Source organism: Rufibacter sp. XAAS-G3-1 (genome assembly GCF_013623775.1).
Classification (GTDB): domain Bacteria; phylum Bacteroidota; class Bacteroidia; order Cytophagales; family Hymenobacteraceae; genus Nibribacter.
In genome coordinates this window covers 138,460-160,356 of the sequence record NZ_JABFAM010000010.1, presented here as the reverse complement: position 1 = coordinate 160,356, position 21,897 = coordinate 138,460, and the positions used below count along the sequence as shown (strand labels likewise).

The 21,897-nt window shown below is 52.0% G+C and carries 21 protein-coding genes; 10 read left to right on the top strand and 11 right to left on the bottom strand.

The annotated features are described in order from the left end of the window. The first annotated feature begins 162 nt into the window (after nucleotides 1-162). The gene (locus HHO50_RS13420; protein ID WP_181306569.1) at nucleotides 163-870 is read left to right on the top strand and encodes an ABC transporter ATP-binding protein; all 708 of its coding nucleotides are present in this window, start codon (nucleotides 163-165) and stop codon (nucleotides 868-870) included. 3 nt (nucleotides 871-873) lie between these two features. Further along, the gene (locus HHO50_RS13415) at nucleotides 874-1,641 is read left to right on the top strand and encodes an ABC transporter permease (RefSeq protein WP_181306568.1); all 768 of its coding nucleotides are present in this window, start codon (nucleotides 874-876) and stop codon (nucleotides 1,639-1,641) included. Between the two features lie 189 nt (nucleotides 1,642-1,830). On the opposite strand, the gene HHO50_RS13410 is transcribed toward HHO50_RS13415, so the two are convergent. Next, complete coding sequence (locus HHO50_RS13410; RefSeq protein WP_181306567.1) at nucleotides 1,831-2,064, bottom strand: hypothetical protein; 234 nt, start codon at nucleotides 2,062-2,064, stop codon at nucleotides 1,831-1,833. 232 nt (nucleotides 2,065-2,296) lie between these two features. On the opposite strand from HHO50_RS13410, the gene HHO50_RS13405 reads away from it, so the two are divergent. Next, nucleotides 2,297-3,544, top strand: a complete 1,248-nt coding sequence (locus tag HHO50_RS13405) for a hypothetical protein (RefSeq protein WP_181306566.1) — start codon at nucleotides 2,297-2,299, stop codon at nucleotides 3,542-3,544. A 183-nt stretch (nucleotides 3,545-3,727) separates the two neighbouring features. Here HHO50_RS13405 and HHO50_RS13400 read toward each other — a convergent pair whose 3' ends face one another. Next, nucleotides 3,728-7,036, bottom strand: coding sequence for a vitamin B12-dependent ribonucleotide reductase (locus HHO50_RS13400; RefSeq protein ID WP_181306565.1), 3,309 nt, complete (start codon nucleotides 7,034-7,036; stop codon nucleotides 3,728-3,730). A gap of 595 nt (nucleotides 7,037-7,631) precedes the next feature. On the opposite strand from HHO50_RS13400, the gene ric reads away from it, so the two are divergent. The 6 genes from ric to HHO50_RS13370 all read left to right on the top strand — a co-directional run bounded on the left by ric (nucleotide 7,632) and on the right by HHO50_RS13370 (nucleotide 12,090). Next, nucleotides 7,632-8,588: an iron-sulfur cluster repair di-iron protein gene (gene ric, locus HHO50_RS13395; RefSeq protein WP_181306564.1), complete on the top strand. Its 957-nt coding sequence runs from the start codon at nucleotides 7,632-7,634 to the stop codon at nucleotides 8,586-8,588. Nucleotides 8,589-8,663: 75 nt separating this feature from the next. Next, complete coding sequence (locus tag HHO50_RS13390; RefSeq protein WP_181306563.1) at nucleotides 8,664-9,167, top strand: hemerythrin domain-containing protein; 504 nt, start codon at nucleotides 8,664-8,666, stop codon at nucleotides 9,165-9,167. A 2-nt stretch (nucleotides 9,168-9,169) separates the two neighbouring features. Continuing rightward, nucleotides 9,170-9,991, top strand: coding sequence for a DUF2249 domain-containing protein (locus HHO50_RS13385; RefSeq protein ID WP_181306562.1), 822 nt, complete (start codon nucleotides 9,170-9,172; stop codon nucleotides 9,989-9,991). Nucleotides 9,992-9,995: 4 nt separating this feature from the next. Further along, a complete protein-coding gene (locus HHO50_RS13380) occupies nucleotides 9,996-11,303 on the top strand; it encodes a cbb3-type cytochrome c oxidase subunit I (RefSeq protein ID WP_181306561.1) in 1,308 nt (435 codons plus the stop codon). After that, nucleotides 11,284-11,598 (top strand): metal-sulfur cluster assembly factor, encoded by a 315-nt coding sequence (locus tag HHO50_RS13375; protein ID WP_181306560.1) that lies wholly within the window; start codon nucleotides 11,284-11,286, stop codon nucleotides 11,596-11,598. The genes HHO50_RS13380 and HHO50_RS13375 overlap by 20 nt, the downstream gene beginning before the upstream one ends. A 42-nt stretch (nucleotides 11,599-11,640) precedes the next feature. Beyond that, entirely contained in the window at nucleotides 11,641-12,090 is a 450-nt protein-coding gene (locus HHO50_RS13370; RefSeq protein WP_181306559.1) for an Rrf2 family transcriptional regulator, read from the top strand. A gap of 871 nt (nucleotides 12,091-12,961) precedes the next feature. On the opposite strand, the gene HHO50_RS13365 is transcribed toward HHO50_RS13370, so the two are convergent. After that, entirely contained in the window at nucleotides 12,962-14,116 is a 1,155-nt protein-coding gene (locus HHO50_RS13365; RefSeq protein WP_181306558.1) for a sigma-54 dependent transcriptional regulator, read from the bottom strand. Between the two features lie 540 nt (nucleotides 14,117-14,656). Continuing rightward, the gene (locus tag HHO50_RS13360; protein ID WP_255478731.1) at nucleotides 14,657-15,457 is read right to left on the bottom strand and encodes an ion transporter; all 801 of its coding nucleotides are present in this window, start codon (nucleotides 15,455-15,457) and stop codon (nucleotides 14,657-14,659) included. A 393-nt stretch (nucleotides 15,458-15,850) separates the two neighbouring features. Between HHO50_RS13360 and HHO50_RS13355 the strand changes: the two genes are divergently transcribed. Continuing rightward, nucleotides 15,851-17,695 (top strand): family 10 glycosylhydrolase, encoded by a 1,845-nt coding sequence (locus HHO50_RS13355; protein ID WP_181306556.1) that lies wholly within the window; start codon nucleotides 15,851-15,853, stop codon nucleotides 17,693-17,695. 270 nt (nucleotides 17,696-17,965) lie between these two features. Here HHO50_RS13355 and HHO50_RS13350 read toward each other — a convergent pair whose 3' ends face one another. The 7 genes from HHO50_RS13350 to HHO50_RS13320 all read right to left on the bottom strand — a co-directional run bounded on the left by HHO50_RS13350 (nucleotide 17,966) and on the right by HHO50_RS13320 (nucleotide 21,872). Continuing rightward, nucleotides 17,966-18,343, bottom strand: coding sequence for a nuclear transport factor 2 family protein (locus HHO50_RS13350; RefSeq protein WP_181306555.1), 378 nt, complete (start codon nucleotides 18,341-18,343; stop codon nucleotides 17,966-17,968). Nucleotides 18,344-18,426: 83 nt separating this feature from the next. After that, nucleotides 18,427-18,924 (bottom strand): SRPBCC family protein, encoded by a 498-nt coding sequence (locus HHO50_RS13345; RefSeq protein ID WP_181306554.1) that lies wholly within the window; start codon nucleotides 18,922-18,924, stop codon nucleotides 18,427-18,429. 175 nt (nucleotides 18,925-19,099) lie between these two features. Further along, nucleotides 19,100-20,137: a DUF262 domain-containing protein gene (locus HHO50_RS13340; protein ID WP_181306553.1), complete on the bottom strand. Its 1,038-nt coding sequence runs from the start codon at nucleotides 20,135-20,137 to the stop codon at nucleotides 19,100-19,102. Between the two features lie 2 nt (nucleotides 20,138-20,139). Further along, nucleotides 20,140-20,733 (bottom strand): hypothetical protein, encoded by a 594-nt coding sequence (locus HHO50_RS13335; protein WP_181306552.1) that lies wholly within the window; start codon nucleotides 20,731-20,733, stop codon nucleotides 20,140-20,142. A 120-nt stretch (nucleotides 20,734-20,853) separates the two neighbouring features. Next, nucleotides 20,854-21,009 carry a hypothetical protein gene (locus HHO50_RS13330; RefSeq protein ID WP_181306551.1) on the bottom strand — a complete coding sequence of 52 codons (156 nt, stop codon included), beginning with the start codon at nucleotides 21,007-21,009 and terminating at the stop codon, nucleotides 20,854-20,856. Between the two features lie 78 nt (nucleotides 21,010-21,087). Next, nucleotides 21,088-21,591: a GNAT family N-acetyltransferase gene (locus HHO50_RS13325; protein ID WP_181306550.1), complete on the bottom strand. Its 504-nt coding sequence runs from the start codon at nucleotides 21,589-21,591 to the stop codon at nucleotides 21,088-21,090. Then, nucleotides 21,588-21,872, bottom strand: coding sequence for a DUF1778 domain-containing protein (locus HHO50_RS13320; RefSeq protein WP_181306549.1), 285 nt, complete (start codon nucleotides 21,870-21,872; stop codon nucleotides 21,588-21,590). The genes HHO50_RS13325 and HHO50_RS13320 overlap by 4 nt, the downstream gene beginning before the upstream one ends. Between the last annotated feature and the right edge of the window lie 25 nt (nucleotides 21,873-21,897).

Sequence of the window (21,897 nt, the reverse complement as noted above, 5' to 3'; positions counted from 1 at the left end):
CTTATGAAGCGCGAAGTCTAAACTTAATTCTTACTCTGAAACCAGGCCTGTTTTTTCTGTTTTAGGCCTATTTTCCAGAAAATAGGCCTAAAACAGAAATCCAGGAAAGACAGCTAGCCAATAGGGGTTTACCTTGTATTTCCAAAAACTGATTGAGCTTCCATGATAACCATAGAAAACTTACATAAGTCGTACGGCAAGCTTTCGGTGCTGAAAGACGTGAGCGTGCACTTTGAGGCGGGGCGGGTCATCTCTGTGATTGGGCCCAACGGCTCGGGCAAAACCACCATGAGCAAATGTATTCTGGGCATGGTGCTGCCAGACGGCGGTGACATTAAAATGAACGGACAGAGCATTCTCAAACAGTACGCCTACCGTAGCCAGATTGGCTACATGCCGCAGATTGGCCGCTACCCAGAGAACATGAAAATCCGGCAGGTCATCTCCATGATCCGGGACATCAGGAAAGACGCCCAGCAGATAGACGAGGAACTGATTGGGCTGTACGGGCTACCGGAGATGTATGACAAACGCATGGGCTCCCTGTCTGGCGGCACCAAGCAGAAAGTGAGCGCCGCGCTGGCGTTTCTCTTCAACCCCCAGGTGCTCATTCTGGATGAACCCACCGCCGGGCTAGACCCCGTCTCGGCCGAAATCCTGAAGGCCAAAATCCTGAAGGAAAAAAAGAAAGGCAAGCTGATTCTCATTACCTCGCACATCATGAGCGAGATTGAGGAGGTGGCCGATGAGGTGATGTGCCTCATGGACGGGCAGCTGAAGTTCCACCAGACCATTTCGGCCCTCAAGGCCCACACCCAAGAAGAACGCCTGAGCCGGGCCATTGCCAAAATGATGAACCAAGAAGACTAAGCCATGGGCAAGATTATCAAATACGTGTTTTATGATATTGTGCGCAACAAGATTGTGCTGGCGTACACGGCGTTTCTGCTGCTGCTCACCATTGGGCTGTTCAGCCTGGGCGGAAACCCCGACAAAGCGGTGCTGAGTTTGCTGAACCTGGTGCTGCTCACCGTGCCGCTCATCAGCATTGTGTTTGCCACCACGCACTTCTACAACTCCTATGAGTTCATAGAACTGCTGGTGGCCCAGCCCATTCACCGCCGGAAGATTTTCATGAGCGAGTACCTGGGCGTGGCCTGTTCCCTGGCCGGGGCGTTTGTGTTGGGCGTGGGAATGCCCTTGCTGCTGCTGGGAGCCTCGGTGACCGGGCTATATTTGTTGCTCACCGGCGTGCTCATCACATTCATCTTTGTGGGCATGGCGTTTCTGGCCTCGGTCATAACCCGTGACAAGGCCAAAGGCATTGGCGTGGCGCTGCTGCTCTGGTTTTACTTCGCCCTCATTTATGACGGCATTGTGCTCTTCATTCTGTACTCGTTCAGTGATTACCCGCTGGAAACGCCCACGTTGGTGCTCACCGCCCTCAACCCCATTGACCTGGCCCGCATTATTGTACTTCTGAACATGGATATTTCGGCCCTCATGGGCTATACCGGGGCGTTGTACAAGAGCATTCTGGGGAGCCTCTGGGGAATTTCCCTGGCCTTCGGGCTGATGGTGGTCTGGATTCTGGTGCCGGTGCTAAGCTCCCGAAGGATTTTCTCCCGAAGGGATCTATAGGCAGCAGGAGCCGGTGGTCTCTGCCAGGCTTAGGCGGGGAGTATAATTTAAGAGCTTCTGTTTTGGGGCTGCTTTTAGGAAAACAGCCCCAAAACAGAAGGTTTCTCTGTGCCATAGCCGGGGAAACCAAAAGGCACCGCCTCTCTTAAGAAAGGGAGACGGTGCCTGCCGGTCTTTGGCCTAGGGCCTTTACTGGTGCTTTTCCTGTTCGTGCTGTACTTCCTGGGCATTGGAAACGGTATCAACGTCTACGTGGGCAGAGTCACTGTCTCCTTCCAGTTGCGGGCTAATCTCTTGCCCCGAGCCGATTTCCACGCTTTCATCGGTATTGGAGAGGTCGGTGGTGGTTTCTCGGGTGGTTTCATTGCCGCCGCCGCAGGCGAAAACAAACGCTCCCAGGCCTATTATCAGTAGCTTTTTCATAGTAGTATTGTGTTGGTTACGAAATAGAAACGCAGTATACAGAAGTAGGTTGCAGGGTGCACCGGCGTATACGCGGGTCTGGCTTTGATTTCAGGGCCAGTCAAGGGGCCGCCCTTGCTTCCGTTTGGGGGCTGTTTTCAGAAAAGTAGCCTTAAAACGGGTGTGCTTAGGGGAAAAACCTGGAACTGCAGCCAAACGCCTGGCCTTGGCTTTAACCTATAAGAGCATGTTGTTGAACGTACATTCAAAAAAGAACTGGCTGTTGGGGGCCCTGCTCAACCTGCTGGTGGTGGCTTTGCTGGGGGTGTTTCTGCGGTACCTGATGGTGGGCACGGTGGCCGGGGTGAACTACAAAAACCTGCTGCACGCCCACTCGCACGTGGCGCTGCTGGGCTGGCTGTATTCGGCGGTGACAGTGGCGCTGCTGCTGGTGTTTTTGCCGCCAGAACTCCGGGGCAAGCACACCTATACCTGGCAGTTCTGGCTGTCGCAGGGTATGGTTCTGGGCATGTTGCTCACGTTTCCGGTGCAGGGGTACGCGGCGGCTTCCATCACGTTCAGCACCGCGCATATTCTGCTGAGTTACTGGTTTATTTACCAGTTCCTGAAAGACGCCAAAGCAGCCGGAGTGGCGCAAGGCAGGCACCGATTGTCGTTCAGTTTTGTCAAAGCCGCGCTGTTTTTTCTGGCGCTTTCGTCTTTCGGCCCTTGGGCCATGGGCCCCATTATGGCCACCGGTCGCAGCGGAAGCGAGTTATACTTCAACGCCATCTATTTCTACCTGCATTTCCAGTACAACGGCTGGTTTACGTTTGCGGTGCTGGGGCTGTTTTTCTGGCTGTTGGAGCACCACCACCTTCTTTCCAGCCCAACCAAAGGCCAGACAGTGTTCCGGCTTCTGTTCTGGGCCTGTCTGCCCGCTTTTCTGCTGTCGGTGCTCTGGATAAAACCAGCCGGTTGGGTGTATTGGCTGGGCGGCCTGGCTGCTTTGGCCCAGGTGGCGGCGGTGGTGGTGCTGTTCCTGCTGCCAGAGCGCAAAAAGTTGTTTCAGCTCTTTCACCCATGGCCGCGCCTATTGCTCAAATTGGCCGCAGCTGCCTTGGGGCTGAAGGCTCTGATGCAGATGGCTACGGCTTTCCCCTACCTGGCAGATGTAGCGTTCCAACTCCGGTTTTTCATCATTGGGTACCTGCACCTGGTGCTCATTGGGTGCATCAGTTTCTTCGTGTTTGCCTTTTTGGGGCAACAAGGCTGGCTCACCTTCCGCGGAAGAAAGAGCAGGTGGGGAATGGGGATCTTCGTGTTGGCCTTCTTCACCACAGAAGCGCTTCTGTTTCTGCAAGGCACCTTCTTGTGGCTGCAAATGGGGGACATTCCTGAGTACCATGCGCTGTTGTTCACGGCCAGCATTTTTCTGCCATTGGGGATTCTGCTGTTCTTTTTAGGGCAGTTCAGGAACAAGAAAGAAGCTTCGTTTTAACCCTGTTTTCGCTAAACCAGGGCAAAAACGGCGGTCGTTTTTTCATTTGTGGAGACGAGGCGGTGCCTGGTCTCTACGCTTGGTTTGCAGCCGTTTTTGGTGGGTTTTTACCAAAACAGGCTAAAAACAGCAGGGCCAGTCTGTTGTAACAGACTGGCCCTGCGCGTTAAACGCTTTCTCACTTTAACTACACCCCAGACTATTGCCGCAGTTCAGGCATTTGTAGCAGGTGCCCGAGCGGATGGTGAGATGGCCGCAGGAGTGGCAGATGGGGGCGTCTCCCATCATGCTGGCCAATACCTGTTGGGTTTGCTCTTTCAAGGATGGGGAGAGAAGGACGGTTGGTTGAGAAATTTTACCGGTGGCGTGGGAGTTGTTTCTGTGAACGGGCGGGGTTTCAACAGGGGGCGCTTCCGCCTTAATAGCCGTAGGCGTCTCTTCCGCCAAAGCTTCCTGTTCAAGCGAAGGCACGTGCACCAAATCTGTCCTGCCCAGATACTCATAGCCCAGCAGCCGGAAGAGGTAGTCGAACACCGAGGTCGATTGTTTGATATTTGGGTGCTCTACGCGTCCGGCGGGTTCAAAGCGGGTGAAGGTGAAGCGGTTCACGAATTCCTCCAGCGGCACGCCGTACTGCAGGCCCAAGGACACCGAAATGGCGAAGCAGTTCAGGATAGACCTGAAAGACGCGCCTTCTTTGTACATGTCAATGAACACTTCGCCCAGGCTGCCGTCTGCGTACTCTCCGGTTCTGAGGTACACGGTGTGGCCGTCAATCTTCGCCTTTTGGGTGAAGCCGTTGCGCTTGTCTGGCAATTTGCGCCGTTCCACCATGTGCGACAATTTCTGCCGGAACGAATCATTGGGAGCCTCGGCCAGAATGACTTGGGCGGCTTTGAGCACCTGCTCGCTGCTGTACAGAAGTTCTTTCTGCGCGGGTTCTTCCTTTTCAACGGTCTCCTGCGTGGTGTCTGCTGTTTTTGAGGTGAGCGGTTGGGAAAGTTTGCTGCCGTCGCGGTAGAGGGAGCAGGCTTTCAGCCCCAGTTTCCAGGAGGTCTCATAGCAGCGGGCCACTTCTGACACGGTGGTTTCCTGGGGCAGGTTGATGGTCTTGGAGATGGCCCCGGAAATGAAGGGTTGCACGGCGGCCATCATGTGAATGTGCCCATCGGGGCTGATGAAGCGGGTGCCTTTGGTGCCGCAGCGGTTGGCGCAGTCAAACACCGCATAGTGTTTTTCCTGCAGGTAGGGCGCGCCTTCCAAGGTCATGGTGCCGAAGAGGTAGTCAGTGGCCTCCTGTACTTGGAGGGGCGTGAATCCTAACTCTTTCAGCAGTTGGAAGTCTGGCTTTTGGTAGTGGGCGGGAGAGAAGCCCAACCGTTGCAGGCAAGCCTCGCCCAGGGTGTAGGCACTGAACAAGCCGGGTACATCATACGCAGTGGGCAGCGCCGCCTCCAGTTTCTCCACTTCCGCCGGCAGAAAACCCTTGTCCAGCAACGCGGCTGGGTGCAGGTGTGGGGCCCCTTGCAAGGTGGCGTGCCCTTTGGCGTAGTTCACAATGGCGGTCATTTCCTGCGGGGAGTAGCCCAGCCGTTCCAGCGCCAGCGGAATAGATTGGTTGATGATTTTAAAATATCCGCCCCCGGCGAGTTTCTTGAATTTCACCAGGGCGAAATCTGGCTCCACGCCCGTGGTGTCGCAGTCCATGAGCAGGCCAATGGTGCCGGTGGGGGCAATGACGGTGGCTTGCGCGTTTCGGAAGCCGTGCAACCCGCCCAGCCGTAGCGCCTCGGCCCACGCGTGTTTGGCCGCTTGCAGCACGTTGCCCGGACAAAGTTTCTGGTCAAGCCCCACGGGGGCGATGTGCAGTCCTTCATACTGGTCGGGTTGGTGATAGGCCGCGTGCTGGTGGTTTCTCATCACGCGCAGCATGGCCTCCCGGTTCAGTTCATACTTAGGGAAGGCTCCTAAAACCAAGGCCAGTTCTGCCGAGGTCTGGTAAGCCGAGGCGGTCATGAGAGAGGTAATGCCGGCGGCCACGGCCCGGGCGGTGTCACTGTCATAGGGCAGGCCCTGAACCATGAGCAGCGCGCCCAGATTGGCGTACCCCAGCCCAATTGTGCGGTACTGGTAGGAGCGAAGCGCCACTTCTGCTGACGGGAACTGCGCCATGAGCACCGAAATCTCCAACACCACCGTCCAGAGGCGGCAGGCGTGCGCGAAGGCATCGGTGTCAAACTCCTGCGTTTTCTGGTTATAGAAGGACATCAGGTTCAAAGACGCCAGATTGCAGGCGGTGTTGTCCAGGAACATGTACTCAGAGCAGGGGTTGGAGGCGTTGATGCGCCCTTCGGCCGGACAGGTGTGCCAGTCATTGATGGTGGTGTCAAACTGCACGGCGGGGTCAGCGCAGGCCCAGGCCGCCTCGTTCAGTTGCTGCCAGAGGTCTTGCGCCGGAAGCGACTTCACCACGTTTTTAGAGGTGCGGGCGGTCAGGTGCCAGTCCTGGTTTTGCGCCAGCGCCTCAAAGAAGCGGTTAGGGATGCGCACCGAGTTGTTGCTGTTCTGCCCGGAGACGGTTTGGTAGGCCTCGCCCTCGTAGTCAGAGGAATAACCCGCGGCAATGAGCGCGGCCACCTTTTTCTCCTCGTCTTTCTTCCAGTTGATGAACGCCTCAATTTCGGGGTGGTCTACATCAAGGCTCACCATCTTAGCGGCCCGGCGGGTGGTGCCGCCCGATTTGATGGCCCCGGCCGCGCGGTCGCCCACCTTCAGGAAAGACAGGAGGCCGGAGGAAGTCCCGCCGCCCGAAAGGGGTTCGTCTTTGCCCCTGATGTTGGAGTAGTTGGTGCCCACCCCCGAGCCGTACTTGAACACCCGCGCCTCCTGCAACAGCAAATCCATGATGCCGCCTTGCTGGGTCAGGTTATCCTCCGCCGAAAGAATGAAGCAGGCGTGCGGCTGCGGGCGCTCATAAGAGGACGTAGATTCCCGCAGTTCCCCGGTGTCTGGGTCAACATAGAAATGGCCTTCAGATTTCTCGGTGATGCCGTAAGAGGCATACAGGCCCGTGTTGAACCATTGCGGCGAATTGGGCGCGGCATACTGGCCCAGCAGCATAAACACCAGCTCGTCATAAAACACCTGCGCGTCTGGCTCGCTTTTGAAATAGCCGTACCGGTTGCCCCACGCGCGCCAGCAGTTCACCAGCCGGTGCACTACCTGTTTCACAGAAGTCTCGGCCCCCAGGCTGCCGTCGGGCTGCGGCACACCCGCGCGCCTAAGGTATTTCTGCGCCAGAATATCAGTGGCAATCTGCGACCATTGCGCCGGTATTTCCACGTCTTTCAGCTCAGCCACCACGTCTCCGTTAGGAGTCTTGATGACCGAGGTTCTCTGTTCATAGTCAAACTGCTGGAAAGGGGATTGGCCTTCCTGGGTGAAGCGCCGGGTGAAGGAGAGCCCCTGGGGCCTCTGGGTTTGTTCTTTCATGGTGAAGTCTGCTGGTATATAAGGTGATGGTAAGTTCACATTTGGGTTTGCTCAATCTTTTGGGCCATTGGCAGAACTGTCCCTGCTTCCCGTCCTAAAAGTTCGCCTGCGCCGATGTTTCTGTTTCTGGCCTGTTTTGCCTAAAACAGGCCGGAAACAGGAGGGGTAGTTATGGGCAAATCCGCGCCATAGAAAAGAGACGAGGCGGTGCCTAGCCTCTACCCGGCAGATTACCCGCTTTCCCCAGGCTGAGAAATCCGCCTGCGGCGAGGTGGTTCCCTTGTTTTGGGGCTGTTTTGCCTAAAACAGCCCCAAAACGGAGGCAAGCTAAGGCCCCTCCCAGGCAACAGGCATGACAAGCATCATCTGGTAAAGCGACTTCTGTCATTCCTGTCTCCCGCCCAATCAGCGACCTTGCAGTGTCTTGTAGATGTTCTCTAACCCGGCTGAGAAGCCGCTGAATGTGCGGGCTGCTGAGGGGACATAAAGGTAGAAGGAAAATAAAATAATAAAATACCTTTTTGTCTTTTATTTTAGGAAAAAGACCTTTACCTTTACCTCAGTGATTGAACAAAGACTATAAACCATTACAACCATGAATACCACAGAAACCATAGACACCCTAGATGTAACCACTTTGGAGCCCCGCATGAAGCACCCTACCATTTTCCAATGGTTTGATGCGCTTAAAGGGGGCGAGGCCTTCATTATCCACAATGACCATGACCCTAAGCCGCTGTATTACCAACTGCTGGGGGAGCGTGGCAACATCTTCAAGTGGGAGTACCTGGAGCAGGGGCCAGAGGTGTGGGAGGTGAAGATCTCTAAACTCACGCCCACTGAAGAAGAAACCATTGGGGAGTTGGTGGCCAAGGACTTCAGGAAGGCGCAGGTGTTCAAGAAATACGGCATTGACTTCTGCTGCGGCGGAAAGAAATCCATCAGCCAGGTGTGCGAGGAGAAAGGCCTTGACCCAGAGGTGGTGGAGCGCGAACTCAACGCCTTGCCAGAAGCGAAGGCCGTGGCCCAAAACGACTTTGACAGCTGGGACTTGTCTTTCCTGGCCGACTACATTGTGAACATTCACCACAAATACGTGCGGGAGAACATTCCGGCACTCTATGAGTACACCTCCAAGATTGCCCGCGTGCACGGCGCCAACCACCCAGAGTTGCTGCAGGTGGCCAAGCACTTCACCAACGTGGCCAACGAGTTGGAAAGCCACATGCCCAAAGAGGAGCGCGTGCTGTTCCCGTTCATCAAGCAACTGAACGAGGCCAAGCAGAAAGGCGAAAAACTGGAGCGTCCGGCGTTTGGCAGCATTCAGAACCCCATTAACATGATGGAGATGGAGCACGAGGCGGCCGGCGGCGAGTTGGAAGCCATCAGGGCCCTGACCAATGATTTCACCCTGCCTGAAGATGCCTGCGCCACCTACCAAGTAGCGTTTGCCAAGCTGCAGGAGTTTGAAGAAGATTTGCACCGGCACATTCACCTGGAGAACAACATTCTGTTCCCTAAGGCGCTGGAACTGGAAAAAGAAGTTTTGTAGGTAGGAGGAAGGGGCGGGCCGCTGTAGGCCTGCCCGCTTTCCCTCCATTTTAATCGGGCGCTGCCCACCAAAGTCATGAAAATAGCCGTGACACCCCAAAAAAGAGACAAGAGTCTGGTACCCCTTTCCCGCGAACACCACTTCGGCCTGTTGTTCTGCTGGAAGATTAGGCAAGGACTCAAAAAAGGCACTGACCTGAAACTGATGCGCGCCTACGTGCGCTATTTCTGGGACAACATTCTCAAAGCCCACTGCCAGGAGGAAGAATGGCTGCTGGCCCGCCTGCTGCCGCAAGACCACGAGGTGCGCCTGCGGCTGGAAGAGGAGCACCGGCTCATGCAGAAACTGGTAGACCTCATTCAGGAAGGCAGCCCCATGAACAAAGACCTGTTCAGGGTGCTGGACAAAGACCTCACCGGGCACATACGCTGGGAGGAGCGCGAGCTGTTCCCGTACCTGCAGACCTTGGTGCCTGCCGAAGAATTGGAACTGGCCACCCAACTGCTGGAGCACAAACACGAACCCAGAGCAGACGCGTTCACGCCTGAGTTCTGGACTTCCAGTGCCAAAGCCGCCTAGCCATGCAAATTGCCCCCAACACCAAAATATCGGCGGTTCTCAAGGAGAACCCGGCGGCCATTGATGCCATTGCCTCCATTAACCGGCATTTTGAGAAGCTCAGGAACCCACTGCTGCGCAAGATTCTGGCCTCCCGGGTGACCATCGCCGACGCAGCCCGCATTGGGGGCTGTGAGGTAGACGTTTTCTTTGAGAAGCTGGTGCCGCTGGGGTTTGAGGTGAAAAAACAAACCAATGAGCTAGCGCCGACGGCAATGCCCCCGGCTTCTGTTTTTCCGGAGTTTTTAGAAAAACTGCCCCCAAACGCCTTTACCTACGTAGATGTGCGCGAAGATATTGCCACCGGCCATGACCCGTTCCTGCACATCATGCAAGCGGTTGACCAACTGGACGGGCAGCACGCCCTGGTCATTCTCAACACGTTTGAGCCCACGCCCCTCATCCAGATTCTGCAGAAACGCGGCTATGACAGCTTTACCCAAGTAAAGGAGCCAGAGCTGGTTTACACCTATTTCTGGCAGAAGGGTGCCGGGGTGGTTTCTTCTCCTATCTCGGCGGGCGCCGAATTGACCGGAGATTTTGAACAATTGCGGGCCCGGTACGTTGAAAACCTGAAGCACGTAGACGTGCGCCCACTGGAGATGCCGCTGCCCATGGTCACTATTCTCAACGAACTGGAGTGGCTGCCTACCGGCCATGCCTTGCACGTGACGCACAAGCGGGTGCCGCAATTCCTGCTCCCCAAGTTGGCGGAGAGGGGCTTTCAGGTAGCCGTCAAAGAAGTGGGCCCTGCCGAAGTGTATTTGCTCATTTATAAACCGTAACCGCATGAGTACCGCAACCGCCTCCAATTCTCCGGGCAAATGGGTAGTGTTGCCGCATTATGCCTTTGCCGCCGTCTCTTTTCTAACGCTTTGCCTGCTGCTGCTCTTCTCAACCGATGCCTTTGGCGGCCACTATTTTCACCCCAAGCTCCTGACGCTGACCCACGTGGCGGTGCTGGGTTGGGCCACCATGACCATCTTCGGGGCGCTGTACCAGTTGCTGCCGGTGGTGCTGGAAGGCAAACTCTACAGCGAGAAACTGGCCATCTGGACGTTCGGGTTGTTGGGTACGGGTACCATTCTGCTAGCCTACTCTTTCTGGTTCTTCCAAGTGGGCTTGCCTATGCATCTGGCGGCCTGCTGCCTGTTTGTCTCGTTTCTGCTCTTCAACATCAACATCATCCAGACGGCCAGAAAAGCCCCTAAGTGGACGGTAGAGGCAGATTTCATCGTGACCTCAGCGGCCTGGCTGCTGCTCACCGGTTTCATTGGGTTACTCATGGCGGTGAACTTCACGCAGCCATTTTTGCCCCAAGACCACGTGCACTACCTTAAGCTGCACGCCCACATTGGCATGGGCGGTTGGTTTCTGCTCTTGATTATAGGGGTTGGGGCCAAATTGATTCCTATGTTCCTGCTGGCGCACGTTGAGGGCACCAAACACCTGAACTGGTCGTACAACCTCATCAACGCGGGACTGGTGCTGTTCACCTTTGACCACCTGTTCCTCCACACGCGGTTGCTGCCCTTGTATGCGGGCTTGGTGGTTGGGGGCGTGGGCGCGTTCCTGCTTTTCCTCCGCGAAGCGAAGAAATCCAGGCAACGGGCAGACCTTGACCTGGGCATGCAGCAGACGTTTGTGGCGCTGGCCTTGTTGGTGGTACCGTTGGGACTGTTACTGCTGGTGAGCAGCCAAATAGAACTGCCCGCGGCGGTTATGTCCAGCCTGTATCTGGTGTATGGCCTGTCCATCTTTTTGGGCTTTGTTTCGGCGTTGATTCTGGGGCAGACGTTCAAGACGCTTCCGTTTATTATCTGGATGCATGCGTATGAAGACCTGGTGGGCCGGTTCAAGACCCCGCTTCCCAAAGACCTGTACAGCCACGCGTTGCTGCGGTGGCAGAACATCTGTTACCTGCTGGGGTTCGTGGTAGTGGTGGCAGGCGTCCTGCTGCGGGAACAGGCCGTGATTCTGGTGGGTGCCATTTCGTTGACCGTGGCGGCGGTGCTCTACACGGTCAACGTGTTCCACCTGCTGCTGCACAAAGTACCTGATTTAAAGCCCTTCCCCTATGGAAACGCTAACGCCTGATACCCCAGAACAAGTACTGGAAACCTTGAAATATATCATAGACCCAGAGATAGGCATCAACATTGTTGACTTGGGCTTGGTGTATAAGGTGGCCGTAGACGAAGAGCACATTCACATTGAACTCACCCTCACCACCAAAGGCTGTCCCATGAGCGGCACCATTACCACCGCCACGCAGCAAATCCTGAAAAGAAGGTTTCCTGACCATGAGATTGTGGTGGAACTGGTGTGGGTACCCGTGTGGTCTCCCGAAATGATTACCGACGAAGGAAGGCGGCAACTGGATGAGATGTAATATCTTTGCTTTCGTATAGGAGGAGAGGTAAGGACAGAACACATGCTATCAAAGACAACGGAATATGCCCTGCGGGCGATTGTGTACATCGCCTTGCATGATGCCAAAAGCCTGCGGGTAGGAATCAAAGAGATTGCGAAAGAGTTGGAATTGCCCACTCATTTCATGGGCAAGATTCTGCAGGATCTGGTACGCAAAGGCGTAATCGCCTCCATGAAAGGCCCGGGCGGCGGCTTTTTCCTGCACCGCCCCGCCCGCGAGATCAGCATTCTGGAAGTGGTGCGCACCATTGACGGGCTGGAGGCGTTCAAAAAGTGCGGCATGGGCATGAAGGAATGTTCAGACACCCACCCTTGCCCGCTGCACCATGACATCAAGCAGTATCGGCAGCAATTGCTTTCTACCTTCAGCAATAAGTCCATTCAAGATTTGGTGGACGGTATCAACACTGGCGAATTCTTTATCACCAACGTGCCGGAGCCTGCCAAGTAGGATAGGTTCTGCCGGAAGGTGAAGGTGTCTACTCGCCCAGGGCTGTTTCTGCTCGTTAGGAGCCCACTTGTTCAATTTTGTGCTTTAACCTCTATCTGAAAACCGGCTTCTTTGGGGAGATTGGCAGGTGCACGCAGTCTGCTGTTCCCTTGGCTTGGCTACTTTTGTGTGGGTGCAGGTGCAGTATTGTTTCATCTCTGGCGGCAAGCGCTCACGGCCGCGGGGCCCCGTCTTCCCCTCTCGCACTGCCCTTTCGGCCTGGGAAGATATTCGCTCTTAGTTGATGCTTATCTATGGCCAAAAGCGAGGCGCGCTCGGGGAAGACTGGAACGGGGGAAAGAAGTGGAACCCTTTTTCTATGGCGCGGATTTACTTCCGTGACTTATGGATGCTTAGAAAGCCACGGAAGTAAATCTGCGCCCTAGTGAGTGGTTGTATATGTTGCATTACCTGTATTTTCCTGCAAAAGCGTATTCCCCTCCTGGGCTGATCTTGTAGGGAAAAATCCTTTCCTTGCTGTTCGGGAGTTCTACTCCCGAACCTGCCTGCGGCGGAGTCCCACTCCGCCGGGAACCGCGGGCCAAAGAAGGGGAACGGAACTCCCCGGCAGGTTGCTTCGGGAGTGGAACTCCGGAAGAGCGGCGAACAGGTTGGGTTTTTAGAAGTTTCGGAAACTAAATGGCCGCTCATTATTCCCTACATGAGTAGCTCTTGGGAGGGGTGGGTTCTGGCACTCCGCCATCTCCTTCCAGGCACACCAATCAATCAATCAATCAAGATATTCGTTTTGGGGCTATTTTTGACAAAACAGCTTTAAAACAGCATGGGCTCTCCGTCATGAACGGAGAGCCCATGCTGTTTAGGAAGAAACTTACTTCGCGTAAGTCTGGGCGTCATCTTCGGTGATGGTATCTTCGCTCATGATGACCAGGCGTTCTACCACGTTGCGGAGTTCGCGCACGTTGCCGCGCCAGTCCAGGCCTTGCAGGTAAGTGAGAGCCGCCGGGGAGATCTTCTTGGGTTTGTTTCCATAGTCACGGGCTACGTCTTGCAGGAATTTCTCCACCAGATCTGGGATGTCTTCGCGGCGTTCGTTGAGCGGCGGAACATGGATCAGGATCACGCTGAGGCGGTGGTATAGGTCTTCACGGAAGTTCTTGGCTTCAATCTCGTCCAGCAGGTTTTTGTTTGTGGCGGCCACTACGCGTACATCCACGGTGATGTCTTTGTCGCCGCCCACGCGGGTGATTTTGTGCTCCTGCAACGCGCGTAATACTTTGGCCTGCGCCGAAAGGCTCATATCGCCAATCTCGTCCAGAAACAGCGTGCCGCCGTTGGCCTGCTCAAACTTGCCGATGCGCTGTTTCACCGCCGAGGTAAACGAGCCTTTCTCGTGCCCGAACAACTCGCTTTCAATCAACTCACTGGGAATGGCGGCGCAGTTTACTTCCACCAATGGGCCAGCGGCGCGGTTGCTCTGCTCGTGCAGGGAACGGGCCACCAGTTCTTTCCCGGCTCCGTTGGGGCCCGTGATCAGAACGCGGGCATCAGTGGGGGCTACTTTGGCTACCGCCGCTTTGACCTTGCCCAGGGCGGGAGAGGAGCCCACCATTTCATAGGTCTTGGAGATCTTTTTCTTTAGGGTCTTGGTTTCAGTGACCAGCGTGGCTTTGTCCAGGGCATTGCGAACCGATACCAGCAGCCGGTTCAGGTCTGGGGGTTTCACCAGAAAATCATAGGCACCTTTTTTGGTAGCCTCCACGGCGGTATCAATGGTGCCGTGGGCCGAGATCATGATGAAGGGGGTGTCCGGTACCAAAACCATGGCCCGCTCCAGAACCTCCATCCCGTCCAATTTCGGCATTTTGATATCGCAGAGCACTACGTCATATTTACTTTTCTGGAGCAGTTCAAGGCCGCGCTCACCGTCTTCGGCCTCGTCTACGGTGTAGTTTTCGTACTCCAGAATTTCTTTGAGGGTGTAGCGGATGCTACGCTCGTCATCTATGATCAGGATTTTGGGCATGGGTTTTCTTTTTTACTGTGCCAACGGCTTAAGGCGCATGGTTTATCTGAGGGGCATACGCGGGAATGCACCTATTGGATATTTCGGGGCTGGTTTTCCAAAATCGGCCCTAAAACAGGCGTGTACCAAAAGATAAAAGTATAAAACTTTAAGCAGTTGACAAGGGGTAAAATCGGGTTCCCTGCGCAAGTGCTCCCAAGGTTTTTACGCTTGCAAAGGAAACTATACTGGTTACTGACTTACGCTATCCTGCCGGTGATTCCCGGTAAGGCTGGAGGCTCGCTTCATTCCGTGGCACGGGACAGGAGTCTCGCGCCAGTTTACTGCACCTGTGAGGTCTCCAAGACCTTACAGGTTTTTGCGTTTAGGGCCTGTTTTCCGCAAAACAGCCTCAAACCGCATCAGCGGGGCTCCCCCTCACCGTGGGTGAGACCCTTTCTGCGAAATGCCAGTTAGTCACTTTGCTATGTGAATATACCCCACCCAAGTTTCGGCTGCTTTTGGTCTGTTTTCTGAAAAATGGCCCTGAAAGGGAGCGGGTCATGCCGGGTTCTCTAATTTTTGGCCGCAGTTGGCGCAGAAGTTATCGGCTTTTTTGACGGTTTGCCCGCAGTTGGCGCAGGTAAGCGGAGCGCCGGGGGCTTCCTCGTCGGGCGCTTTGATTCTGGACAACTCAACGGTCACGATGCCCGTGGGAACGGCAATAATGGCGTACCCCATCAGCATGACCAAAGAAGAGATGATCTGGCCCAGGGGCGTGCGCGGGGTAATGTCTCCGTAGCCCACGGTGGTAATGGTCACAATGGCCCAGTAGATGCTCTGCGGAATACTGGTAAAGCCGTTTTCTTCGCCTTCCACCACGTAAATAAGCGTTCCCACAATCAGCACCAGGGCGAAAACCGCCATGATGAAGACCGTTATTTTGTGAAGGCTGGCGAACAGTGCGCGCAAGATCAGTTGGGCGTTTTCTACATAGCTGGTGAGCTTGAGAATACGGAAAACCCGCAGTAACCGCAGAATCCTGATGGTCATGATGTACCGGAACCCCGGCACGAAAAACGCCAGAAAAGTAGGAACCGCGGACAGGAAATCAATGATGCCGTAAAAGCTGAAAACGTACCTGAGCGGGCGAGGGGCGGAGTACACCCTGAGCAAATATTCCAGGGTAAAGGAAAGCGTGAAGAACCACTCCAGCAGCCTGAAGTAAAAGCTTAGCTTTTCGCGGTAAGCGGGCACACTCTCCAGGCACACTATGAGCGTTGAGAACAGAATCATCCAGAGCAAGACCACGTCAAACCTCCGGCCGGCCGGGGTGTCTGTGCCATGAATGACGGTATACAAGCTTTTTCTTAGCCCAGCGTTTCCCATAAAACAGTTCTTTCGGTAGCAAAGGTAAACCTACACAAGAAAGCGAAAACATGGTTCAGTTTTGCTTTTCTGGGCAACCAAGCGGTTGAGAGTTTACCTTTTTACTTTTGGCGCAGGTTGGCTTGTACGTGTGTCCGCAGAAAAGTCTTCGTTTTAAGGCTGTTTTTAGAAAATCAGCCTTAAAACGAAGGTTCAAGCGGATGCCTATTTCTGTCGAATGATTTACAAGACATCATTGCGTTTTATGCCGAATGGATACAATGTGCCCCGGTAAAGTGGAAGTTGGCTCCGGTTATTAACTGCCTTCTCCTTACCTTTGTAGCACAATTCCCAGTTTTACCCCGGTTACGTCACCCTCTACCGCTTATGCTGAAGCATCTTTGCCACCTTTTGGCGCTTGCCTTTCTCTTGTCTTTTTACCAGGTTACGGCCCAGGAACTTCCCAACCGCGAATTCAGGGGAGTATGGGTGGCCACGGTCGCCAATTTGGATTGGCCCGTGAGGGGCGCCTCGGCCGAAAGCCAGAAAGCAGCCCTGCGCGAGATGTTTGACAAGATAAAGGAAGCCAACCTCAACGTGGTGTTTTTCCAGGTCAGGACGGAGTGCGATGCCTTTTACCGTTCCAGCCAGGAGCCCTGGTCAAGGTTTCTGACGGGTACGCAGGGCAAAGACCCGGGGTATGACCCGCTGGCGTTCGCCATTGAGGAAGCCCACGCCCGCGGCCTTGAACTGCACGCCTGGTTTAACCCGTACCGGGTGAGTACCGTGGCTAATCCGGCGGTGTACAGCAACCAGCACGTCTCCAAAGCCAAACCCGAGTGGCTGTTGAGTTTCGCCAACGGGAAAAGAATCCTGAATCCGGGCTTGCCCGAGGTGCGGAATTACATTGCCTCGCTCATCAAGGAAGTGACCCAGAACTATGCCATTGACGGCGTGCATTTTGATGATTATTTCTACCCGTACCCCGAAGGCTCGTTTACCGGCATCGCGAACGAAGATGCCCAGACATTCAAACTGTACGGCACCGGTTTCGCCAACATCAAAGACTGGCGCAGGCACAACGTGAACGAGACCATGCGGCTGGTGAATGCCCAGATCAAGGAACTGAAGCCCTACGTGCGGTTTGGGGTGAGCCCCTTCGGGATCTGGAAAAACGGGGAACCGGCCGGAATCTCGGGCATGGATGCCTACAACTCTATTTATGCTGATGCCGTGCATTGGCTGGACAACCACTACGTGGATTACATTACGCCGCAGCTCTACTGGGCCATTGGCGGGCGGCAGGATTACCGCAGGCTGCTGTATTGGTGGTCAGATAAAGCGGCCAGTGCGTCGCGGCACCTGTACCCGGGCCACATTGTGCACCAGAACGGCTTTACCACCGAGGAGGTTCCGCACCAGATTGAGATTTCGCGCTCCAACCAACAGAACAACGCCCTGGGCAGCGTCATCTTCCGGGCCGACAATATTCTTAAAAACAAAAACCTGATCGCCACGGCTTTCAAAGCCGCCACGTTCCGCCTTCCGGCCGCGCCTCCCGTTATGAATTGGCTGGCCGGGAAAGCCCCCGCCGCCCCCATGGGTTTAACCGTGACCTTAGATGAGGCCAACGGTTTGTATGAAGTGCGCTGGACTAGGAACCCCCAGAATATTCACTCTTTTAAGCGGTACTTGCTGTACACCACCTCGGTGATGCCGGCCACCGGTGCCCTTATCCCAGATGGCGCCGTACGGGCGTTTACTACCTCAGAAACCGTTACCATCCCTGCCACCGATGTTCCTTCCCCCACCTCTTTCTGGGTTGTTACTGAAATAAGCCCGGGAAATCAGGAAAGCGACTTAAGCAACGTGGTGGTGCTGGGCAATGCTATTCCGGTGCTGGCCCAACAAACGACAGAACCCATCTTAACCGTTGATCAGCTCTCCGTATCCCCCCGTGGGGAAGTGCCCGCCACCGTTCCCGCTCTAGAGGTTCCTGTTTCTACCCCGTCTTCTACCGTCTACGTTGATATTACCCTAAAGAAAAAGTCTGGTGTGAAAGCTGAGTTGTACACCCTAGACCGCAAAAAGAAAACCCTGGTGCTGAAAGAAAAATACAAAGCCGGAAAGCACACCTTATCCATTCCCAAAGGAAAACTGGCGCCGGGTACCTACATGCTGGTAGTGGAATACGGAAATAAAAGGAGCGTGCAGAAGGTGGTGTTTAACTAAGTAGCAAGACTAAATTCGTTTAAACTACCCCCTCTCTGTCCTCCTGGAAGAATCTTGTGGCGAACGGTCGCTTATTCAGAAGCTTTTCTAGTTCGCCCACAAGATCCTTTCAGGAGGATAAAATGATAGAAGGTATTAGTGTCCAATTGCTTAGAAAGGTAGATTTGCGCCTGTTTTTTAAAAAAGAGGCTAAAAACAGAAGGAAGCTTGATCTGGGAAGCAAGGGTTTAGGTTCTTCTACCCAAAGTCTTTGCTTTGCCTCCTCCAGCGTCAGCTAATATCGGTTAACTGAATGATTTTATCGCCGGAAAACCGGAAGACAGATTTCCCGGCAAGCTGTACCGTATCGCCTTTCTTGAGTCCGTTAGGAAGATCCAGAGCCAGAATACCTTTGTAGGCTATCGCTACTTCAGTCGCATCTGGGTGGTGGGTGAAGGATTTGATGGTCTGGGTTCTTTCAGAGAACAGGTCTTTTGCTGCTTCGGCTTGTGCCCTAAAGGCTGTGAGGCCGTTCAACGACAAGTTAGTTTCTCCGTTGGAGATGTTTTCAAACGTGATATCCTGGTCAAGATCAAAAAGCATGCGTTCAATGTCAAAGGCATTGTACGCGTGAATGTAGTTTTGGATAATGCTTTCTCTTGTCTCCATACTTTTGAAGGTTTTGATTCTCCTAGAGGTAGCCAATTTCCGTTTTTTAGCTATTCTAAGAAAAAGAGGCCGAAAACAGAAGCTTACCGAACAACCCGCTTTTCAATAGCGAGAATCTCCTGCCACTTACCACTTTCAGCTACTTTTTTAATCACCCGGTTCCGCTCAGAAAGCAGGTGCGTCATGTACTGCTTCAGAAACAGGAAATCTGCTAGCTTGCCCAGCAAACCCAATGGTGAGGTATAGTGGAACACATCTATCATGCGCGTAGCCTCTCCGGCTAACGCCTCAAACCTGTGCTCATGCCTGAAGCTTTTGAAAGCACCAGTGAGCATTTCATCTGCAAAGAAATAGGGCCGTTCATATGCCGTAATGTGGCTGTTCAACCTTTGCCGAACGCCCAGGTGTTTTGCTTCCCATGTGACGGAGTCTCCTAACTCCATCAAGCCCGCTACTACTCCTTTGATGGCCTTCTCTTCCGTTTGCGCGGTAGAAACCTGATGTAGATCAACGCTCCTAGATAAGTCAAAACAGATAGCAGGAGGGACTTGGATGGTAGTTGTAAGAGTGATAGTTTGCATCTCTTGAAGAGAAATTGATATTTTGGCTGACTGAATTGTTTACACAGTTTGCAAAGTTTATATTAACTGAAATTGAATTGATAACTGTTTGATTTGCTGAATTTCTCAATCAACCGGATTGTCCCTAATTAGTAATAAGGAATGGCTTTGATATAATACATTCTCTAAATTTTCATTATATCAAATATTCCTTAATTAGATCCTGTTCAATTTGATCTAGCGTTTTACTCTCAATTAATCCGCTAAGGATTACACCTCTTCGTACACGATTTAATTTATCATTTGTGGCTTGAAGTGCAGATTTATAATATAAAGCATGAACAGCTGAAGATTCATTCATTCTAGAATTAATACCGTCTAGAAACGACTGAACTGATTCAATAACAGCACTTGGTTGAAGCTGATTACCTTTTATGTTCAGTATTTGGTCTAGCTCAACAAAAAATGAGAAAAGATCTGCTTTACGCCAAATTCTAGAATTCTTTTCAAATCCACATTCATCAATAAACTCCATTACATTTCTCAAGCGTTCATAAAGTTCTGATTGAAGTGGAAAATCATCATTATAGCGATTTAACAAGTCCTCAAAGGCTTCATCTCTATTAAAATAACCTACTATTATTGTTGATACAATTGCTAAGCAGTAGCGTAAGTCGCCCATTCTTTTATAATCGGCGGCATTGAATACATTATGTAATTCAAAAAAACTGTTTGATGAAAATTGATCACAGAACTTCTTAAGTTCACCGGAGTAAACAGCATTGCTTATTTCGATGTCTAACAACGAATATTTAGTTGCATTTAGACGTTTAAATACTTCTATGATCTCTTGCTTTGAAACTGAACCTAAATCACGCACTGCAACATCATATTGCAAAAAGTTTTGCTTTTGATCTTTGTCTAAATCATTATAACTTGGTACTAAAGTTAGCTTTAAATCAGGGTCTGCAGTAAAATACTGAACAATGGTATTAACTCTTTGAAGTCCATCGACTAATAGCTGTGAACCTTCCCCTGTATCAAGATCTACATCACCGTCTGCCAAATAAATCTCAGGAAAAGGATAACCACGTAGAACTGAATCAATAAAATGGTTTTTATCTTCCCGAGACCAAACAAGCCTCCGCTGAAACTCAGGTCTAGGAATTATTTTTCCCTCTTTAACTAAAGTGATTATTTCTCTTATTTTTTTATTATTTGGTGCTGTTTTCATTTCTATAAATTTTCATAGGTAATACATTCTTTAAGTGCTTTTCCTTGATAAGCTCCTAGCTGCTCTATATTAAAGAATAGTCCGGCGCGAATTTTTCTTCTACCTAAGAATTGCGTAGATGAAAGAAATGAGAATATTGACCACCAATCATCGCATCGTCGCAAAATAACACTTTTGGGGAAATGATCTGGTCTTATCCAACCACATACTAAGTAGTCACCAAACTTTTCTGATGTCCATGGGAAACGGGGCCTATTATATGAATAAGTAGCAAGCTCATTCCATATTAATTCAAAAAGAGGTTGGCATATTATTGCAAGATCAATATCAGAGTTCGGGCCAAACAATCTGTATCGCGGCAGGGGTTTGCTGTCTTTCTGCCACTTTTCAGTTATCGAAAAACCTAATTTAGCTGAGCCTACGACTATAATTTCTATCTCTTCTACTGATATTTTAAATTTTTCTGCAATCTTCTTTTTGATGAAGTTCAGCTGTTCCGCAGTAACATGTTTAGCATAATCACCAAGAAGTACCTTACTTAGTACGTCTTCAAATGGGTTTTCCACAATATGCTTTCTAAAATCTTCTGATGTCATTTATGTCCAAATTGTAGGTGCTTTCATGCTAAATAATGGTAAATGATCTCACCAAAGCTTGCTTTGAGGAGCATATGATTTCGGGCTGTTTATACAAAAACAGCCCGAAATCAGAAACCTCTACCTCAACGCCTCATACAACACCTCAATTGGGTGCTTCGCGTCTCTGCCGGTGCCGTCGTGGATTTGGTGGCGGCAGCGGGTGCCGGGGGGCGATGATGACCTCGGCGGGTTGTTTGCATCGGTGGGGAAGAGCACCGGTTCGCCTACTTTCATGGAGAACTCGTAATGCTCGGTTTTTTTTGAGCTTGAATATACTAATGTAAGTATTTCAAACGATGCTACGCATCGGTTTTACTCAAAGAGGCTTTTGATGGTCTGCATGGCTAGGAACATCTTACCACTATCAGGTAGCTTAATGAAGCCGTACTTTAAGTAAAAATTCTCTGCTTCTTGGTCTAAAGGGTCTACCACCACCGCAAAAGAACCTATAGTTTTAGAGATTTCGTAGCTTCGTTGCAAGGCATCCACCAATAACAACTTACCAGTTCCCTGGCCTTGATACCGGTGGTCAATGGCCAAACGCCCTAACAAGGTGGTAGGAAGGAATGTATAAGATTTTGGTAGCTTTTGCTGCAAGTACGCCGGGACTACACTTAAGGGAATACTATTATTAGATAGCGTATAGTAGCCTTGGATAAGACCAGATGCTCTATCTTCTAGAATAAAACAGGCAGTTAACTTTCTTTTTACATCTTGACTGGCTTGTCGGTGCAGATAACCATCCAGTATTTCTTTACCGCAAGAAAACTCAGCTTTTCTGTGGGTAGCCGCAAGAAGATGGGTTAATTGACTCATTTAGCAAAGAGTGCTTTGAAATCTTTGGCTGCTGAGAGCAGAGCTTCATTAGGTTTACCTGGATTGGTGATAGCATTGAAGAACACTTCACTATCTTTCTGAGAGGCTATTATCTTTTCCTTTTCCTCAATGATTTCTTTTGCCCGGGTTTGAGCAGCTGCCAGCACGAAATCTGTCAGGTTTCTAAAACCTCCAAGTTGAGCTGCTTTTTCAAAGAATTGTTTCTGCTCAATGGGAAGCCTTGTATCAAATCGGGCTTTTTCTTGTTTTGCGGTTGCCATAGGTATGAATATCTCAGGTAAATGT

Bases quoted from the DNA above. Each gene is read 5' to 3' on its own strand.
- HHO50_RS13410 (WP_181306567.1), bottom strand. From the start codon at position 2,064: ATGAAAAAGCTACTGATAATAGGCCTGGGAGCGTTTGTTTTCGCCTGC.
- HHO50_RS13380 (WP_181306561.1), top strand. From the start codon at position 9,996: ATGAGTACCGCAACCGCCTCCAATTCTCCGGGCAAATGGGTAGTGTTG.
- HHO50_RS13375 (WP_181306560.1), top strand. From the start codon at position 11,284: ATGGAAACGCTAACGCCTGATACCCCAGAACAAGTACTGGAAACCTTG.
- HHO50_RS13390 (WP_181306563.1), top strand. From the start codon at position 8,664: ATGAAAATAGCCGTGACACCCCAAAAAAGAGACAAGAGTCTGGTACCC.
- HHO50_RS13400 (WP_181306565.1), bottom strand. From the start codon at position 7,036: ATGAAAGAACAAACCCAGAGGCCCCAGGGGCTCTCCTTCACCCGGCGC.
- HHO50_RS13365 (WP_181306558.1), bottom strand. From the start codon at position 14,116: ATGCCCAAAATCCTGATCATAGATGACGAGCGTAGCATCCGCTACACC.
- HHO50_RS13415 (WP_181306568.1), top strand. From the start codon at position 874: ATGGGCAAGATTATCAAATACGTGTTTTATGATATTGTGCGCAACAAG.
- HHO50_RS13355 (WP_181306556.1), top strand. From the start codon at position 15,851: ATGCTGAAGCATCTTTGCCACCTTTTGGCGCTTGCCTTTCTCTTGTCT.
- HHO50_RS13345 (WP_181306554.1), bottom strand. From the start codon at position 18,924: ATGCAAACTATCACTCTTACAACTACCATCCAAGTCCCTCCTGCTATC.
- HHO50_RS13350 (WP_181306555.1), bottom strand. From the start codon at position 18,343: ATGGAGACAAGAGAAAGCATTATCCAAAACTACATTCACGCGTACAAT.
- HHO50_RS13335 (WP_181306552.1), bottom strand. From the start codon at position 20,733: ATGACATCAGAAGATTTTAGAAAGCATATTGTGGAAAACCCATTTGAA.
- HHO50_RS13385 (WP_181306562.1), top strand. From the start codon at position 9,170: ATGCAAATTGCCCCCAACACCAAAATATCGGCGGTTCTCAAGGAGAAC.
- HHO50_RS13370 (WP_181306559.1), top strand. From the start codon at position 11,641: ATGCTATCAAAGACAACGGAATATGCCCTGCGGGCGATTGTGTACATC.
- HHO50_RS13420 (WP_181306569.1), top strand. From the start codon at position 163: ATGATAACCATAGAAAACTTACATAAGTCGTACGGCAAGCTTTCGGTG.
- ric (WP_181306564.1), top strand. From the start codon at position 7,632: ATGAATACCACAGAAACCATAGACACCCTAGATGTAACCACTTTGGAG.
- HHO50_RS13330 (WP_181306551.1), bottom strand. From the start codon at position 21,009: ATGAAAGTAGGCGAACCGGTGCTCTTCCCCACCGATGCAAACAACCCG.
- HHO50_RS13320 (WP_181306549.1), bottom strand. From the start codon at position 21,872: ATGGCAACCGCAAAACAAGAAAAAGCCCGATTTGATACAAGGCTTCCC.
- HHO50_RS13325 (WP_181306550.1), bottom strand. From the start codon at position 21,591: ATGAGTCAATTAACCCATCTTCTTGCGGCTACCCACAGAAAAGCTGAG.
- HHO50_RS13340 (WP_181306553.1), bottom strand. From the start codon at position 20,137: ATGAAAACAGCACCAAATAATAAAAAAATAAGAGAAATAATCACTTTA.